This window comes from Oceanobacillus piezotolerans (genome assembly GCF_003665065.1).
Taxonomy (GTDB): Bacteria; Bacillota; Bacilli; order Bacillales; family Amphibacillaceae; genus Oceanobacillus; species Oceanobacillus piezotolerans.
In genome coordinates this window covers 753,383-769,126 of the sequence record NZ_RCHR01000001.1, presented here as the reverse complement: position 1 = coordinate 769,126, position 15,744 = coordinate 753,383, and the positions used below count along the sequence as shown (strand labels likewise).

The window sequence follows — 15,744 nt, the reverse complement described above, 5'->3', positions numbered from 1 at the left end:
GATTAAAATATTTTATGGTACAAGAGTGAAGCAAGGCGACTAACAAAATGGTCGTTTTTTCTTTAAGAAATATTGTCTTAATATTCTATTATTACAAAGAGGGAAATTTTCATTGTAAAATTATAGATGTAACAAAAGGGGAATAAAGAATGAAAAAAATATCAGCAATACTAACATTATCCTTACTGATATTTGCTTTTGGTGCTTGCAGCAATTTTAAACCTAATACGGTTTCTGTTGCTGAATTAACCGAGAGAGAGAATGCCATATTTTCGACTACTTCAGAGAAATCATTTGTATTTGATTTTAAAATAGACAGAGAATATGAAGAAGTATCTGTATGGATTGAGAAATATGAATTAGGTGAATTGGTTGATGATAAATTAGTTCATTTAACAACAGAGGTTGAACAAAATGGGTCAATTATTTTTACAGTCCCAAGAACTAATAATCTAAAGCAAAATAACTTTAATATTGGTGTCAGCAGTAGTGGTGGCACGTCTTCAATAAGCGGTTTTGATTCAGATTCAACAGGCTTAGCAGAAATGTCGAGTGTATGGGGGAGTTTTCAAGAAATGATAACCATAGAAGGAGGAGAAGTAGTGTTAGCAGATATTTGTTATTCAAATGAAAATGTTATGAGTACGCTCTCCATGAGCTTTTATGAAGATGTTGAGAGTAATATGAGTGAGTTGGAAGAATATAACGTTGCTTATCTCCTTAAAGCTGAATTTATTAACTAAGTGCTAGGGGTGCTTATCTTGAGGAAGGATAAGCATCCTTTCTTGTTGAATATATAATAAGAGTAAGAAAGGGTCGTAGCTGTTTTCTAAACAAAGGAGGATTATTTAATGCACTTGTTTATGGCTTTGTATCTTTTCGGATTAGTAATAGGTATAGGGTTTTATACTCTTACATACTTTTTTTCAAAAGAAATGGAGGATAAAAAGAGATCCTTTTTTTGTTTATAGTGGGTATTGCTATAGTGTTTGGAGGATTGTTAGTTGGCGGTTTTGAAGGAATGCCCTTATCCGTAATAGGTTTAGGGGTTATAACTATTTTTATTATACTAATGATAATGGGGAAAAAAAGTCTATGGCGTAAATATATTTTTACTTTTATCGTTTTATTTGTTGTTGGCATGTTCGCTTTTTCTTACTTGAATCGGCCGGATTATTGGATTATACAAAAAGAGAATGAATATGCATCACAAGAGGATGAGATCTATAAATATTTAGAACGACTTCAAACCGAAGATATAAGCGGGTTTAAAATAATGGATACAGTAGATAGTAAAGCAGTCATTCTTTCATTAGGTGAAGAAAGAACAGGAACAAGTATTGAAGTTTCTGACGTTGAGGAACTGAATGGGAAAACAGTAATACATGTAAAAAGTTTTTATAATAAATCTACAGAAATAAATCCAACAGTTATTATTGGAGTAGACAAACTGAACCCAGTAGTTGAAGTTAGAGATGTAGATGGAACGATGTATAAGAAATTTGAAGAATAGAGGGTTTATTAAATAGAAAACTGTAATTACTGGGGTAACGGGGCAGGCAAGTTAAAAAGAGATGTTATTTTTAACACCCCTTTTACTATGATTTTAATTCATACTTTAAGTTTTCAAAAAGGGCACTGTGTTTGAACAAAGGGAATTTTTGTATCTCACCTCATTTCTTCTTCGACAAACAGGTTCAGCTAATAAGAAGAAAGCATAGGAACTTTATTAGTAGGCGATACCTACACGTGATTTAATATAATCGCTTGATATTATCTGGTTATATGTATATTCCGCTGTATCTGGTACGGAAATTTTAGCCCCATTCTCTGGCAAATAATTACGTTCTACGCGATATTTACCAATTCTTTCTCCGTCAGGTAAATACGTAGGACAAACAATAGTCCAGTCGAGTGTCGAGTCTTTAAGGATTTCGTAAACTTTATGATGTTCTTTCGCAGCACGGGTCGATTTGCGCTTTGATTCACTGGACTGATAACGCAGTAAATTGGGTGTGGTTCTACTTTGCAGGATACCTGCAGTTCCTACAGTTATGATTCGTTGTATACCTTTGTTTTCCATTGCTTCAATAATTATTGGCATGCTTTCTGATAAAGTGGTTGTCCCATCAGTATTTAATGCACTAATAACTACGTCAATTCCATGCATTGCACGTACAATATCAACTTTATTTAAAACATTACCTTGAAAAATAGTTAAATTTTCATCATTAATTTGTATCTTCTCTGGAGTTCGAACGAATGCAGTAACATGATGTCTATCACGAAGAGCATAAGTCACTATTTGACTCCCAACTCTTCCAGTTGATCCTAAAACTAATATATTCATAAGAATGAGCCTCCTATACAATTACTTTACTATAAAAGTAATCTATTGTCTTTTCAATGGTTTACATTAGTGAATGATAGAGTACATACCTTAGTTATTTGATTAAAGGGCACAATTTTAAAAGTAAAGGTGTAAATGACCAAGTTTTACTTCAAAGCTAAAACAAGAGCCATTGACAATGTCAGAAGCTTTTTTCACTAACTGTTGCGAAAATCGAAGAAGAATTAATCACGTTTTTGTCGAACTACTGAACGGAGGGAAATGAATGAGACATTTAATTAAGTTATCTATTTTAATTGCATTTTTAATTTTCATTACGGCTTGCTCATACGAAAAAGAAAAAAATAAAGAAGTAGAGGACAATGACAATATATCTCCTCAAACGACATATCAATTTTCACACAATGGGCAGGAATTTGAAATTATACCTTTTTACGAAGAAGTGTTTGAATACACAGGGCTTATGAAGGAAAACTCTGAATTGGACAATGAGGAAACCTATACAGAATATGTATTAAAACCCTTTAAGGATGAATCCTCTCTTAATTATATAAAGATAGGAGACCCTCTATCACCGACAACAGACGTTGAGCAACTAGAGAAAAACACGAAGGAACTGTTTCAAAATCAAGAAAAAATCAATAAATGGATAGAAGAGGCATTATCAAAATCTGCAGAACAATTATCAGGTGAAGATACAAGTATTTATATTTTTCCAGTGAATCCTGAAGATTGGTTTACTATTGATAATTTGGAAGGGGTAGGTGGTTTTGCGTATTTTGGAAATAACATCTTACTTAATATTCATCCTTCCGTTTCAGAAGAGACTCTTAAGTATACAGTAGCACACGAATATCATCATACGGTTAACTTTTTGTATAATGGTGAACAAAGTATTTATAGTTTATTAGACTCCATCCTTACTGAAGGGAAAGCAGATTCGTTTGCTAGTATTATTTATCCAGAAAAGAATGCCTCTTGGATAGAGACTCTATCAGATGAAGAAGAAAAGTATGTTTTAGAAGAATTAGCTGCAAATTATGAATCAACGGATAGGAACATTTACAACAATTTTACTTATGGAAATCCAGCTAAGGATATTCCCAGATGGTCAGATTACAAAATAGGCTATCAAATCACAGAAAGCTTCATCCAAAACAATCCTGATACAAAAATTCTGGACTGGACAAAAATGGATGCGAAGGAGTTAGTTAAGGCTAGTGAGTATAGTGATTTAATAAAATGAGTAGTGGAAAATTTGTTAGGTTGAAAGGCTTAAAGAGTTAAGATTGTATAAAGAATATGAGACTAGTTGTTTTGTTCAACTATTGGATACTTTAACTATAAGTTAGTTTGGGGGGATTATTTGAATATAGACATTGATTCACTGGTTACTTTCCTGTTTATGTGGGGAACCCCATTTACCATGATGCTTATAGCCTATTTAAAAATGAGCAAAGATGACAAAAATGACGTAAAAAAGACATTTAAATCTGCACATTTTATTTTAACTTTCGGCTTCCTTGTAACAGGGTATTTCCTTTCTTCTTTAGGAAATCTACTGACATTCGAGATTATGAAGTTGATCGGGGTCCCTCTCATGATTATAGCTGGAATTACAATATCAGTCGATTTTTGGAAGGAAAATAAAGTGAAAAGTATTTTATTACCAATGCTTATCCTAGTTGCAATCTTCATAGTAATTTTTGAATAAATACTTTACTATCATTTATAAATTAACTTCTTCAAACAAACGTTACCTTTTGTAAAACAAGAATTTTATTAAAGAAGTGACTTTATAAGGAGAGATAGTGTGAAATTCAAGGAAATTGAAATAAAGAAACATCGAGATAAAGTGGTTGAATTTCGGAAAGACTCTTTTAAAGTTAGTTTTGGAGATACTTCGGGATTTAACGAAGAGGAATACCTGCATTGGTTAGATGAAAAAGGAAAAGATTTTTCAAAAGGCTTTGTCTTAGTTGAAGAAGACGGTAAATATATTGGGCAACTGGAATTAACCATTCGTGAATTCGAAGGAAAAGAAATTGGATATGTAAATCTGTATTACCTAATACCTAAAAAGCGTGGAAAGGGTAAAGGGAAAGAATTACACGACTATGCGAAGGAATTTTTTGAGAACAATAAAGTTAGTGAATATCACCTAAGAGTTTCTCCATCAAATTATGCTGCGATTAAGTTTTATCTTAAGAATGGAATGGAAGAAATTGGTACAGAAGTTGATGGGAAAGTAATTAGGATGAGAGGCTATTTATAACATGTGCAAGATTTATCGTACTCGAGTGGTATTATGTTTCTAATTTATAGAATCTTTTTTTGGAAGGAGTTTAAATTATGCATCATTGTATTGGACTTTCTGGAAGTGTAATTATGTCAGAACCTGAAAAGTTCCCTTTATTATTTAAGAAGAAAAATGTAAATCATATTGAAATAGGGGAGTTTCCAAGCGAAGAGTCTTTAAATAACTTTTTAGAACTATTAAATAAGAAAAATGTAACATTTGGTTTGCACTCCCCTTTGTACAGAAATCAAAGTAAATATGATCTGTTGGAAAAGATTCAATACGAGCCAGAGCAGGCTTGGGATCAATTTGAATCGGAAGCTCAATATATGTCCGAGTTAGGGGCTAAGTATATTTTAGTACATTTTCCTAATTTTAAAGAAGAAAAAGATATAGATACTAATGAAATAATTGAAAATGGATTAAAAAGATTACATTTACTACAAGAAAAATATTCTATAGACATTGTGTGTGAGCCGAAACTGGGCCTTAACAGGTCTGTGTTTGGGATTAGAGCCCTTGATAATTTTCCAATTGAAATATGGGACAAGTATGGAATAAAACTTTGTATTGACATAGGGGATTATTTATTAGCGGCTGGGGATAAGGTGATGAATTATATTGAAAAATGGAAGAATCATATAAAGGTTGTCCATTTACACAACGTGGAATTTCAAAATAACAAATACATTTGGATACCTGTTCACCCGTCACACGAAATAGACAATTCACATTTTAATGTAAAAGATTTAATATATAAGCTGTCGACAAGTCTAGATGTGTTTTTTGTTTTTGAACATACACCGCATACAAACCCAACAGATACATTTGTAAATGAGGGAATTATTTGGGTGAAAGAAATAATAGGAAGCTAATCAAATACATGATATTAACGTTTTATTCAATTAATAGTTCAAGAGTTCAATAGGGCATTAATATAATTCATTTGAGAGAATGTAAAAGCGACGGTTTTTTATTCAGATAACGAGTGCTTTAATAAAGCAAAAAAAATCGCTCTCTAGAAATGAGGGCGATTTCAATAATTTTATCTGAGTGCACCAAAGGGAAGAGAGGTGTCAATTTCCTTTAAGGAATTTACAATTTGAGTAATTGTAAGCTAACAACCACCATAGTAGTATATGCATAAGCTCCTGCACGATAAATGCCATGGTAATCATTCTAGTTTTAGGTATTGTTCTAAACTGATTTCTCCATAGGAAAATTCTAGTGCGGGGCTGCTAACTTCTCTATCAACATTCTTTAACGTTTGATGTGACTTTGCATCCCTAATATAGACAGGTCCGATTAGTGAATGACCAAAATGTTTAGGCATCTGATGTGGTTTGACATCATTAAATCTCTTTCTAGGTTCTCGCAATGCTTTTCGCTTCTTAACACCCCACGTACTTTCTAGTGTTTGAAAAAGGCGGTGTCTCCTAAATTTATTTCTAAGACCGGTTCTAAATTTTGATTGAGAATAAGTGCAATGACGTTAAACTAGGAGTTTATTTGTGGATCCTCCACCTAAGGGAAGAGCCCTTTCCCAATTGTCGATTTTATAATTTACCAATATACTCTAGCTCTGATACTTCTGTAGAATCTACGGCACCGTTTAGAATTTTGTTTACATCGCTCAAGGTTTCTTGAAGGGTTACAGCTTGACCTGGTTTTTTAGTAAGAGGCTCAGCAACATAGAAAGGTTGCGTTAGATAAGCTTCTAACCGTTCACCTCTTTGATAGGTTTGTAATTCGGATGTTGCAATTCGATCAATCCCACTAACACTCACTAATGAACGGAGTTCCCGGTATCTGCGGAGTAGTTTTAGTGCTTTTTGTTGAATGGTAAAGTGTTCTTGATCTAGGTGAGATCCTTCGAGTACAGTTGATGTTGAGCTAAGAGGATTAACAGCCGGATAGCAATGTCTTGCAGAAAGATCTGCATCAAATTGCCACAAGGTTTCCAGTGGTCCATAAGGTAAATCTTCATCCACAACTTCCCCTGTCAAATCAACAAGAAATGTTGTAACAGAATCAATTCCTATTCCTTCAAGATTATCCTGTAGTTTCTGGATATCTCCTGTTATCACGTGGGTTCTGTCTGCAATGAAGATGATATCTTGGTCTCCACCAAGGGTTGCCATTTTTTCATAGGAATCTTTAATATTGCTTGTGATAATTTCAGCATTTTCAATAAGTTCCATTAAGCCTTGGTGTTCACCTTCGGGCATTAAAAAGATTGTTTTATACCCATCCATCTTCAACCGGTAGAGCACTTCTGCTAATACAACGAGTTGCCCCATGCCGGGGCGTGCAACCAAACCAACAGTACCTCCTTTTGCTAATGGAGCAAATAAATCCAATGTTTTGATTTTGGTTTCTATCATTTCCGTTTTCTCCCCTCTGATTATCAGATTGTCTAAACTGCAATCGGCTAATGATGCAAGTGCAACTAAAGTTCGAACCTCTGCTCTTCCAATAGGTATTTTTCCTGTGCAGAGATTTGAAACAGTGGCTGGCCGCAAGCCAACTTGTCGGGCTGCACTAGTGAGATTTGGCACTTTCCTGCGTAATAAGCTTACATTTAATCTTATCTCATCCATTTTTCTGAAAATTCCCTCCTCAAACTATATAATAAATTAAATGGTATTAAATAGCAATAAAAAATTACTATCTAAAGTAAAATTTATTACTCTCAAAGGTAATAAAGGTGGTTCTTAGGCATTATTTATGTCTAAAAAATATACTTTAATCATTTCTTTAGCAACGGATACGCTTATAAATTCAATTGCCTTCGTAATCTATATCGTCCTCACCATTCTAAGCACAAGAGTGAAGAAAAAGCAGTTGTAATTTTAAATTAAAGTTATTCAGCTTCATTCCTTTGGATCTATTCTAAAGGGTGTGTTAGTTCTAGAAGGATTAACGCTATTTTGTGTAGAAGGTATTACTAACGGCCGTTTAGCATAACAAAATTTGGTTTTATTTGGTAAACTTAGGGCGGTAAATTAGTCGTAGAAGGAGGGTAATATACCTAATGAAACATTTAATAGGATTGTATTTGGTTAATGGCAATCATGGTGTTTGTTACCTTATCAAGTGAATTTATATTTAATGGTGATATTCAGCTATTGCAAGCTGGCTAATAGATTGTTGTTTCTTTTTGGAACCATATTTTTTGCTAATGCTAGATATCATCTATCCAAGAAGTAAAGTATAACATAACCCTATTAATCTAAGAAGGATTAACGCTATTTTATATGGTAGATATCTTACTAAACGAGGAATTTAGTTGAAGAGCGTTGTTTAACTGTTTTTCAACAATCGGGCCATTTGGAGAGTATATTGTTGGTGACAAGAAAACAGAATGAGTGACGCTAGGAATAAATGTTATTTACAATTTGCTATGGGGGTACTTATGAAAACTCACTATTATTTAGGTTGGTTTAACCATTTTTTCCCAGAGAATCTGGGCAGGGTATTACAGGAGGATATAACTGATAGAAAATCGCTTGCTATGATTAGCTCGAATCCATCTATTTATGAGGATGATGGTGCTACTGAACGCTCGTGGCTTGACCAGGCGGGCATTATGTTTGATAAATATCATTTAATTAATTATCGCGTACAGAAGGAAGATGCCCAAACGATAATTCAAAATGCTTCAGTCATTTTCTTGTTGGGGGGGAATACTATTAAACAAAATAGCTTCTTGATGCAATATGAATTGTCAGAAGCGATTAAAAAGAGCAGCGCTATTGTGATGGGAGCAAGCGCTGGGGCAATCAACATGTCCGTTAAATGGTTATGCTCGAAAAACTTTGGATACCAAGTTGAAACGAGCTCTGTTTACGACGGAATTGGTCTTGACAACTTTTCCGTCCTGTCCCATTTTGATCTTGAAAATAACATTGCACAGGTTCAAAGCGAACTATCTCTCCTATCAGAAAAAATAAATATTTATGCATCGAACAAAGATTGCGCTGTGCGTGTAAAGGGAGACAAAATCGATGTTGTAGGCGATGTTTACTTAATTTCCCACTCAAAGATTCAGAAATTGGATGAAACGCTCTAGTTGTAGTAAAACACTATGGCTTAATTGAATTAATTTCTTATGCAAGTCATCTTTTTTACATATAGCGAAGGAGAACTAGGTAAAATAGGATTTTCCGGAAAGCATAGATGTGCAGAACGGTCAGCTGCAATAAGGCGCGAGTGTTAAATATGCTGAATATTATGGGATAAGGGGATGAGATTTATGAGGGAAGAACAATTATTTGAACAAATGAAAATGTGGCGTAAATGGACTGTTGAATTTCTTCGTACAATTCCCGAGGAAGTCGCCGACCGAATTCCTCATGGCCATAATAACAGTATTCGCTGGAATGCTGGTCATATTTTAGTAGGTTGGGACAATACTATGTTTCCAGCTGTAGGTAAGGAGAGACAAATGCCTCTCTCTTATCACCTGATGTTTCCGAGAGGGAGTAAACCAGAAAATTGGACAGAACAACCTCCGTCAATGGATAAGTTAATAATACAGCTGAAAGAGCAACCTATTCTTATTGAAGAAACTTGTAAGGGACATCTTGGTGAGCCACTAAAAGAGCCTTTTTTAGGTATGAGAACATTAGGAGACATGGTTGTTTTTCATATGAACCATGAAAATCTACATATGGGGATAATTAAAAGTATGAAGCAAGTTCTTTTAAAGTGAATAAGAGCTTTATTCATTCTCATTGTATTAACTGGTGCTTTAATAATGTAATGAAATCGTCTTTAAGGCGATCTTTTTTTACAAATTGAGCAGCCTAGTTTAAGAAGGAAATCGGCTTTTCCGTATTGAAGAATAGGAGGAGATTATTTATAACTGATAAGTACTACTTATAGGAATAGATAAATCTATTCAATTTTTTTAATTAATGAGGTGATAAAATATTTGTTAAGTTAAAAAAGGAGGTTATATAAAATTGAAAGCTGTGATACAAAATGAATTTGGTGATGTAAATGTACTCTCATATACAGATGTTGATACACCCACTATTGGTGATAACGAGGTTTTAATTAAAGTATCATACACAAGTGTTAATTATGCAGATATTAAAAAGCGTGTAGGAAATAAGGGAAAAGGGACTTTTCCTTTGATGCTTGGACTTGATATTTCGGGGGTTGTAAAAGAGGTATCTCCTAATTCAACATTTTCAGTGGGAGATCGGGTAATTGCTTTTCCTAAAAACGGATCCTATGCTGAGTATGTCGTAGCAAATGAGAAGTTAGTTTTTAAAATTCCAGACAGTCTACCATTTGACCAAGCGGCAGCAATGCCAACAGTTTCATTTTTATCTTATATTCTACTCCATGAAATTGGGCAAGTAAAAAAATCGGACACCATAGTTATTCATAGTGCGGGTGGTGGAGTAGGTACGATGTTAATTCAATTAGCCAAAATAGCAGGTGTCCATAAAATTATTGGCACTGTCGGTACTTTGGATAAAGAATCCTATGTTAAGAAGTTAGGTGCTGATGTTGTATGTACCTACGAAACTTTTACTGAAAAGGTTTTAAAGGAGACTAATAATTTGGGGGCTAATGTTATTTTCGATTCGGTTGCTGGAGAAGTGACCAGTAGGAGTTTAGATTGCTTAGCTTTTTATGGTACTCTTGTTCAATTTGGAAATAGCAGTGGTGAAGCAGGTACAATTAAAACAAGTGATGTTCATAGTAGTTGTAGGAACATTAAAGGTTTTAGTTTGGGTACAACTAGGGAACTCAATCCAGCACGATTAAGGCCTATTGCGGAAAAAGTTATAGAACTATTTGCTTTAAACAAAGTATCTATTCCTATCGCACAAGTGTTTAATTTAAACGATGCTGCATTGGCTCATAAATTAATTGAAAGCCGTAATTATAAAGGAAAAGTTTTGATTAAAATATAAAACAAAGCTATTAGGATAATAAGTCAATCTTCTTCAATTAACGGATGCTTTAATACATTAAAGAGATTGTCTTTAGAGAGGTTTTTGCAGCTATGAAACTTTTTATGTATATGTCCGTATGAATTATTCTAGATGGGGGTGATAGGAATGGAAGTAAAGGTGACTAAAAAGAATGAGGCATTACATATTAAATGGCAATTAAGTAACATTGAGATACCATTTTCCAAAATAATAGAAGTTTTAAATGATGATACTTACGCTGGAAAAGTTAAAAATGGAATTAGGATTGGTCTTCCATACGGGCACACAGAGAGAGTAGTAATAAACACAGATTCTGAAACTTATATTATTTATACAAATAATGCTGGATTGAAAGAGAAGATACATTCTTTTATGAATTAACTTCTTCAACAAACGGGGGCTTTAATTCTACAAGGATAAAAGCTCTGTAGAAGTTATTGAACTAAAGGGACAGATTAGTTTAATGAAAGAAATTAATTGATACTTTGCTCATATAATAATAATAGCCTCTTAATCATCATAATGATTAAGAGGCTATTGAATTACAAAATTAGTTCTTTACAGCGTGAATAAAATGGATGGTCTCGAATGCAGATAAATAATCCGTCCTATTTGCAAAGAAAAGGTCATTTATCGTAGTTGGTGATAAGTGTTCATAAATTAGTAAACCGGATTTTTCTAATAAATTCTCAATTTCATTATAAGTGAAATTCGATTTCATTGGTTCACCACTTGCTGAAGCCATTTTTACCATGTTTTCCACTCTATTAGACATTCCTTTTTCTATAAAGAGGTTTTCATCTGCATAGTCAAACACAATAGAGCTACCTGATGGAACGTTAGCAAATAAATGATTGATCAAGGCCACATTTTCTTCTTTAGTTAAATAATATGAAACACCCAAAAGGCTAAAGAATGTTTTTTTGTTATCAAACCCTTCATCTGCTAAATCTTGATAAGAAAATTTAGTAGTAAAGTCCATAGAAACAAAATGAAGATGGTCCGGGATATTAAGTTTAGCATCCTCCAACTTTATTTTTTTTAATTCTTGTGTAGCTGGATGATCAATTTCGAATATCTCTAATCTATTTTTAAATTCTGGGTATCGGAAAACGAAAGTATCTAAACCAGCTCCAAGTATGACATACTGTTTTACTCCTAACTTGATTTCATTAAGCACTACTTTTTCACAATAGGCAGCGCGTGCTAGTGGTGTTGGGGAAAGCTGGACTTGGGTAATCCATTTTAAAATTTCATTTGGATCATTTTTAAATCTGCGCCCAATATCTCTGTTGAAAAACTGAATACCGTTAACCATATTCTGGCTGATAGCTGAAAACTCTTCTTCGGAAATTAGTTTGTTTGCAATAAAATCATCAAAAATTTTTGGGTTGTCATATTTACTGTGATATTCTCGACCAAAAGCCGATACTAAGGAAGTTAAACTGGACTCATTTTGTTTCACACCATTTTCCTCCCAAATAAAAATAAGATTCCCCTGGCCAGGAGAATCCTATTATATACAATATAAAGATAATTGTAAATTATAGCACAATTAAATTATTTTGTCAATTATTTGCGTGTCGGTATTATTGAGGAAAGATGTTAATTATTCAAGTACTAATTTAACAAACGGGTGCAAAAGCCAAGAAGGATTATCGCTTATTTTCGTTGAAGTTATGTATTAATAGGGCAAGAGCTTTCAAGGAATGTTATAGATTGCTTGATAAAAATAAGTAAAGGGAGAACAACAATGGATGCTTTAATGTTAGAAGGATGGTCACCGATATTGCTCATTGGGATTGTTGTTGGCATTATCATCTTTTTTATATCTCGTAAGATTTCTAGAAAAGCTTTATTTTTAATTTCTGTCATATTGAGTTTTGTTTGTGTCGGAATTGTTATTTACAGCATAGAGGTTGTCGGTGGTTGGGAAGGTATGGGATTAGGATTGGTTACATTTAGTAGTTTACTCGGAATATGGGTAGGAACTATAAGTGGAGTGATTATTAAAAAATAAATATGTAATGTAATTTGTTTAACAAACGGGTGCAAGAGTTGAAGAGGAGAATCAGAATATGATTGCTCTCTATTTTTAATTTATTTAGTAGAAATGAAGTGGGTTGGTGACTAAATATGATGAAAAAACATACTAAGTTTGGGAAGGTAATTGGGTGGTTAGGTTTTCTATTTTTTATTTCAGGATTATTTTTTTTTAGTGAGAGCGGTGTGATGGCAGAAGATATTCCAGAATTCTTCTATCCTTTTGCCTTACCATCAATCATAATAGGGGTAATTCTACTCGTTATTTCTAATTTTTTTAGAAAGAAAAACGTTTAGTTGTTTTTTTTCTCAAAGACGTGAATGAATTTTTACGATTAACTGAAAAGAGCTGAATTGTTTATTAAATGGTGAATTGCTTATCTACATAAATTTATTGAACTTGTGAAGGATGTGCTTAAACTAACGGGTGAGTTAATCCAAGAAGGATTAACCACCTTTTTTGTTGAACTAATTATATTAAAAGAGAAGTTTAGTGCAATAATCAACGGTTAACTAACAAATAAATCAGAATGGAGCAATATATGGTTATTTTAATAAGTGCTGTAAGTGGAACTGGGAAAACCTTGATGGCTCAAAAGTTACTAGAAAAATATCATATTTCTTTTCTTTCTGTAGATCATTTAAAAATGGGCTTGTACAGAGGAGATAAGAATTGTGGATTCACACCACTAGACGGTACCGAAGTCATTGGAGATCATCTCTGGCCAATATTAAAAGGGATCATTATGACAAATATCGAGAATGAACAACATATTATTATTGAAGGAAGCTATATATTGCCCCACTATCTAAAGGACTTTGACATCAATTATTCAGAAAAGATTATTCCAGTATTCTTAGGTTTTTCGACGGATTATATTCAAGAAAACTTTGAAACCAAAATAGTGAAATATAGGAATGCTGTTGAACTCCGGAGTTGGCCAGAAGAAAGAACAATCGAAGAACTAATCAAGGAACATAAAATATTTAAAACAAAATGTTTACAAGCAGGTGTTAAGTATTTTGAAATAGATAACGACTATGACAAAGAAATATTGAATGTATATAACTTTATAGAGGCTGAAAAACAGAGAATCGCTCCTTTATAAATTGGGAATCTCAATTATAGTGAAGTAACATTTACGAAAAACCATACACTCTGATCAAGGTTAGGTCTACCAAATGAAACAATATGTGAAGTAACTTAAAGATAATGATATATTTCAAAGTAAGTCCAGAAAAGGAAATTGCTTGGATAATTCACCAATGGAGAAGAGCTTAAGTAAGCAGTAAGTGATTATATTTTTTACTATAACAACAAACGTATAAAAGCAAAGTTGTCTGGTATGAGTCCGGTTGAATATCGTCTTTATACCAGTGAACTAGCTGTTTAAATACTTAAGTCTACCTTTTGGGGTTCAGGACAGTACGATGGTCTTTTTTACTAAAGGGGTAGATTGGTGTAACAGGGAAAAGATAACTACTACAAAGAAAAATAAGGTAATTGACTTTTTTTATGGGGGAATCTATATGTACTTAGAAAGTAATAGGTTGCTAATACAAAAATTTCAACTAAATGATTGGCAAGCGTTACTAGAATATACTTCAAATGACAAGGTAATGAAATATATACCAGAAGATGTTTTTACTGAAGATAAAGCAAAAGAGTTTATTGATAAAAATACCGGCGATAACCCAGAGAAATTTGCTGTTAGATTAAAAGATGAAAATATTCTCATTGGACACATTGTTTTTCATAAGTACTTTGGTGAACATACATATGAAATTGGCTGGGTATTCAATCCTAAATATTATAATAAAGGCTATGCATCTGAAGCTGCACATTCTATATTAAAGTGTGGATTTGAGGAGTTTAAGATACATAGAATTATAGCAACTTGTCAGCCAGAAAATACAGCTTCTTATCGGGTAATGGAGAAGATAGGAATGAGGAGGGAAGGCTATTTTAAGAAATGTATACCTCAGGGTAATGAATGGTGGGATGAGTATTATTACGCCATCTTAGAAGAAGAGTGGAGTTATTAGCTTCTTAACTAATGGTGCTTTAATTCAAGAAGGATTTACGCTATTTTATGTAGAAGATTTTTTACTAAAGGGGAAGGATAGTGGAATAAGCGTAAAAAAAGGGGGGAGACTGTGCAAAAAGGGCCAAAAATTATGTTATTTTGGACTCTAGTATTTCCAACCATAATTACAATCCTATTTATTATTAAAGATTATATTTTGGGGAACGACATTGAAATACTATCATATTCTGCTGTTTACTTAGGTATAGCTGCTGGAGGATTAGTTTTTGGGGGATCATTAATTTATCTTATATCAAAATCCAAAGAGAAGTACAATTAAGTAATTTGGTTCAGGAAACGGGGTATTTTATTAAATGCAGAAGAACTATAAACCTAATGTTAAGGTAAATATAGAAGACGTTTGTGGTAAACTTAGATAATATTGTGAAGGGACTGCACACATATTAAGGAGGAATAGATTATGAAAGATTCATTTCAAAATGAAATTCAAAATCTTTATCAAACACTAATTGATGCATGGAATAGACGTGATGCACAAGGAATGTCGGAACTATTTGCAGAACACGGCGTCCAGATTGGATTTGATGGTAGTAAGTTAATTGGTCAGGAGGACATTTTATCGCACCTCAAACCCATCTTTGCGGACCATCCTACTGCTCCTTTTGTGACCAAAGTTAAGGATATAAGGCCACTGGGATCTGATGCTGCAATATTACACGCTATTGCAGGGATGGTTCCGCCTGGAAAATCAGATATTGAACCTTCAGTAAATGCCCATCAAACTCTAGTTGCCGTGAAAAAGAACTATGGCTGGAGTATTGAACTATTTCAAAATACCCCTGCGCAGTTTCATGGAAGACCCGAATTAGTTGAGGAAATGACTGAAGAATTAAGGCAATTGCTCAAGTAACTAAACATCGAGTGACTTTTGAATAACATAATTACATAACATAGGATTGTGAATTAACTGGTGCTTGAATGAAACATATAAAAAGCCTAATTTCTCAAATCTAATACCGAGGAATTAGGCTTTTCTGTTAAGATTTCCTG

20 protein-coding genes and 1 pseudogene are annotated in these 15,744 nt (G+C 33.4%); 17 read left to right on the top strand and 4 right to left on the bottom strand.

All coding sequences use genetic code 11. The features are described 5' to 3' along the window. Positions 1-149: 149 nt before the first annotated feature. Together D8M04_RS04090 and D8M04_RS04085 are read left to right on the top strand one after the other, a co-directional pair. Positions 150-743, top strand: coding sequence for a hypothetical protein (locus tag D8M04_RS04090; protein ID WP_121521603.1), 594 nt, complete (start codon positions 150-152; stop codon positions 741-743). Between the two features lie 218 nt (positions 744-961). Then, positions 962-1,513: a hypothetical protein gene (locus tag D8M04_RS04085; protein ID WP_121521602.1), complete on the top strand. Its 552-nt coding sequence runs from the start codon at positions 962-964 to the stop codon at positions 1,511-1,513. A 216-nt stretch (positions 1,514-1,729) separates the two neighbouring features. Here D8M04_RS04085 and D8M04_RS04080 read toward each other — a convergent pair whose 3' ends face one another. After that, on the bottom strand, positions 1,730-2,350 hold the full coding sequence (locus tag D8M04_RS04080; RefSeq protein ID WP_121521601.1) for an NAD(P)-dependent oxidoreductase: 621 nt from the start codon (positions 2,348-2,350) through the stop codon (positions 1,730-1,732). A 265-nt stretch (positions 2,351-2,615) separates the two neighbouring features. Between D8M04_RS04080 and D8M04_RS04075 the strand changes: the two genes are divergently transcribed. From D8M04_RS04075 to D8M04_RS04060, 4 genes are all read left to right on the top strand, one after another. Further along, complete coding sequence (locus D8M04_RS04075; protein WP_121521600.1) at positions 2,616-3,596, top strand: DUF2268 domain-containing putative Zn-dependent protease; 981 nt, start codon at positions 2,616-2,618, stop codon at positions 3,594-3,596. Positions 3,597-3,716: 120 nt separating this feature from the next. After that, on the top strand, positions 3,717-4,064 hold the full coding sequence (locus D8M04_RS04070; RefSeq protein ID WP_121521599.1) for a hypothetical protein: 348 nt from the start codon (positions 3,717-3,719) through the stop codon (positions 4,062-4,064). 99 nt (positions 4,065-4,163) lie between these two features. Further along, positions 4,164-4,625, top strand: coding sequence for a GNAT family N-acetyltransferase (locus D8M04_RS04065; RefSeq protein ID WP_121521598.1), 462 nt, complete (start codon positions 4,164-4,166; stop codon positions 4,623-4,625). A 77-nt stretch (positions 4,626-4,702) separates the two neighbouring features. Further along, complete coding sequence (locus D8M04_RS04060) at positions 4,703-5,524, top strand: TIM barrel protein (RefSeq protein WP_121521597.1); 822 nt, start codon at positions 4,703-4,705, stop codon at positions 5,522-5,524. A 299-nt stretch (positions 5,525-5,823) separates the two neighbouring features. Here D8M04_RS04060 and D8M04_RS19960 read toward each other — a convergent pair whose 3' ends face one another. Together D8M04_RS19960 and D8M04_RS04050 are read right to left on the bottom strand one after the other, a co-directional pair. Beyond that, on the bottom strand, positions 5,824-6,027 hold the full coding sequence (locus tag D8M04_RS19960) for a hypothetical protein (protein WP_121521596.1): 204 nt from the start codon (positions 6,025-6,027) through the stop codon (positions 5,824-5,826). Positions 6,028-6,205: 178 nt separating this feature from the next. Continuing rightward, complete coding sequence (locus D8M04_RS04050) at positions 6,206-7,249, bottom strand: ATP synthase beta subunit C-terminal domain-containing protein (protein WP_121521595.1); 1,044 nt, start codon at positions 7,247-7,249, stop codon at positions 6,206-6,208. 815 nt (positions 7,250-8,064) lie between these two features. Between D8M04_RS04050 and D8M04_RS04045 the strand changes: the two genes are divergently transcribed. The 4 genes from D8M04_RS04045 (at position 8,065) to D8M04_RS04030 (ending at position 10,984) form a co-directional block, all read left to right on the top strand. After that, on the top strand, positions 8,065-8,721 hold the full coding sequence (locus tag D8M04_RS04045; RefSeq protein ID WP_121521594.1) for a Type 1 glutamine amidotransferase-like domain-containing protein: 657 nt from the start codon (positions 8,065-8,067) through the stop codon (positions 8,719-8,721). Positions 8,722-8,904: 183 nt separating this feature from the next. After that, a complete protein-coding gene (locus tag D8M04_RS04040) occupies positions 8,905-9,363 on the top strand; it encodes a DinB family protein (protein ID WP_121521593.1) in 459 nt (152 codons plus the stop codon). A gap of 253 nt (positions 9,364-9,616) precedes the next feature. Continuing rightward, positions 9,617-10,582, top strand: coding sequence for a quinone oxidoreductase family protein (locus D8M04_RS04035; protein WP_121521592.1), 966 nt, complete (start codon positions 9,617-9,619; stop codon positions 10,580-10,582). 147 nt (positions 10,583-10,729) lie between these two features. Then, positions 10,730-10,984, top strand: coding sequence for a SunI/YnzG family protein (locus D8M04_RS04030; protein ID WP_121521591.1), 255 nt, complete (start codon positions 10,730-10,732; stop codon positions 10,982-10,984). A gap of 169 nt (positions 10,985-11,153) precedes the next feature. Here the strand turns inward: D8M04_RS04030 and D8M04_RS04025 are convergent, their stop codons facing one another. After that, positions 11,154-12,068, bottom strand: coding sequence for a class I SAM-dependent methyltransferase (locus tag D8M04_RS04025; RefSeq protein WP_121521590.1), 915 nt, complete (start codon positions 12,066-12,068; stop codon positions 11,154-11,156). A 288-nt stretch (positions 12,069-12,356) separates the two neighbouring features. On the opposite strand from D8M04_RS04025, the gene D8M04_RS04020 reads away from it, so the two are divergent. From D8M04_RS04020 to D8M04_RS03990, 7 genes and pseudogenes are all read left to right on the top strand, one after another. Beyond that, positions 12,357-12,623 carry a YesK family protein gene (locus D8M04_RS04020; protein WP_121521589.1) on the top strand — a complete coding sequence of 89 codons (267 nt, stop codon included), beginning with the start codon at positions 12,357-12,359 and terminating at the stop codon, positions 12,621-12,623. A gap of 116 nt (positions 12,624-12,739) precedes the next feature. Further along, positions 12,740-12,943: a hypothetical protein gene (locus tag D8M04_RS04015; protein ID WP_121521588.1), complete on the top strand. Its 204-nt coding sequence runs from the start codon at positions 12,740-12,742 to the stop codon at positions 12,941-12,943. A 245-nt stretch (positions 12,944-13,188) separates the two neighbouring features. Beyond that, positions 13,189-13,755 carry a 2-phosphoglycerate kinase gene (locus D8M04_RS04010; RefSeq protein ID WP_121521587.1) on the top strand — a complete coding sequence of 189 codons (567 nt, stop codon included), beginning with the start codon at positions 13,189-13,191 and terminating at the stop codon, positions 13,753-13,755. Positions 13,756-13,798: 43 nt separating this feature from the next. After that, positions 13,799-14,040 (top strand): annotated as a pseudogene (locus D8M04_RS20360) (IS3 family transposase); the annotation flags it as partial. A gap of 136 nt (positions 14,041-14,176) precedes the next feature. Further along, the gene (locus D8M04_RS04000; RefSeq protein ID WP_121521586.1) at positions 14,177-14,692 is read left to right on the top strand and encodes a GNAT family N-acetyltransferase; all 516 of its coding nucleotides are present in this window, start codon (positions 14,177-14,179) and stop codon (positions 14,690-14,692) included. 111 nt (positions 14,693-14,803) lie between these two features. Beyond that, a complete protein-coding gene (locus D8M04_RS03995) occupies positions 14,804-15,013 on the top strand; it encodes a hypothetical protein (RefSeq protein WP_121521585.1) in 210 nt (69 codons plus the stop codon). 141 nt (positions 15,014-15,154) lie between these two features. Next, on the top strand, positions 15,155-15,604 hold the full coding sequence (locus tag D8M04_RS03990; RefSeq protein WP_121521584.1) for an SgcJ/EcaC family oxidoreductase: 450 nt from the start codon (positions 15,155-15,157) through the stop codon (positions 15,602-15,604). The last annotated feature ends 140 nt before the right edge of the window (positions 15,605-15,744 follow it).

Excerpts from the sequence above, each read along its gene's own strand:
- D8M04_RS04090 (WP_121521603.1), top strand. The coding sequence starts at position 150 with ATGAAAAAAATATCAGCAATACTAACATTATCCTTACTGATATTTGCT.
- D8M04_RS04080 (WP_121521601.1), bottom strand. The coding sequence starts at position 2,350 with ATGAATATATTAGTTTTAGGATCAACTGGAAGAGTTGGGAGTCAAATA.
- D8M04_RS04075 (WP_121521600.1), top strand. The coding sequence starts at position 2,616 with ATGAGACATTTAATTAAGTTATCTATTTTAATTGCATTTTTAATTTTC.
- D8M04_RS04060 (WP_121521597.1), top strand. The coding sequence starts at position 4,703 with ATGCATCATTGTATTGGACTTTCTGGAAGTGTAATTATGTCAGAACCT.
- D8M04_RS04050 (WP_121521595.1), bottom strand. The coding sequence starts at position 7,249 with ATGGATGAGATAAGATTAAATGTAAGCTTATTACGCAGGAAAGTGCCA.
- D8M04_RS04045 (WP_121521594.1), top strand. The coding sequence starts at position 8,065 with ATGAAAACTCACTATTATTTAGGTTGGTTTAACCATTTTTTCCCAGAG.
- D8M04_RS04040 (WP_121521593.1), top strand. The coding sequence starts at position 8,905 with ATGAGGGAAGAACAATTATTTGAACAAATGAAAATGTGGCGTAAATGG.
- D8M04_RS04030 (WP_121521591.1), top strand. The coding sequence starts at position 10,730 with ATGGAAGTAAAGGTGACTAAAAAGAATGAGGCATTACATATTAAATGG.
- D8M04_RS04020 (WP_121521589.1), top strand. The coding sequence starts at position 12,357 with ATGGATGCTTTAATGTTAGAAGGATGGTCACCGATATTGCTCATTGGG.
- D8M04_RS04015 (WP_121521588.1), top strand. The coding sequence starts at position 12,740 with ATGATGAAAAAACATACTAAGTTTGGGAAGGTAATTGGGTGGTTAGGT.
- D8M04_RS04010 (WP_121521587.1), top strand. The coding sequence starts at position 13,189 with ATGGTTATTTTAATAAGTGCTGTAAGTGGAACTGGGAAAACCTTGATG.
- D8M04_RS04000 (WP_121521586.1), top strand. The coding sequence starts at position 14,177 with ATGTACTTAGAAAGTAATAGGTTGCTAATACAAAAATTTCAACTAAAT.
- D8M04_RS03990 (WP_121521584.1), top strand. The coding sequence starts at position 15,155 with ATGAAAGATTCATTTCAAAATGAAATTCAAAATCTTTATCAAACACTA.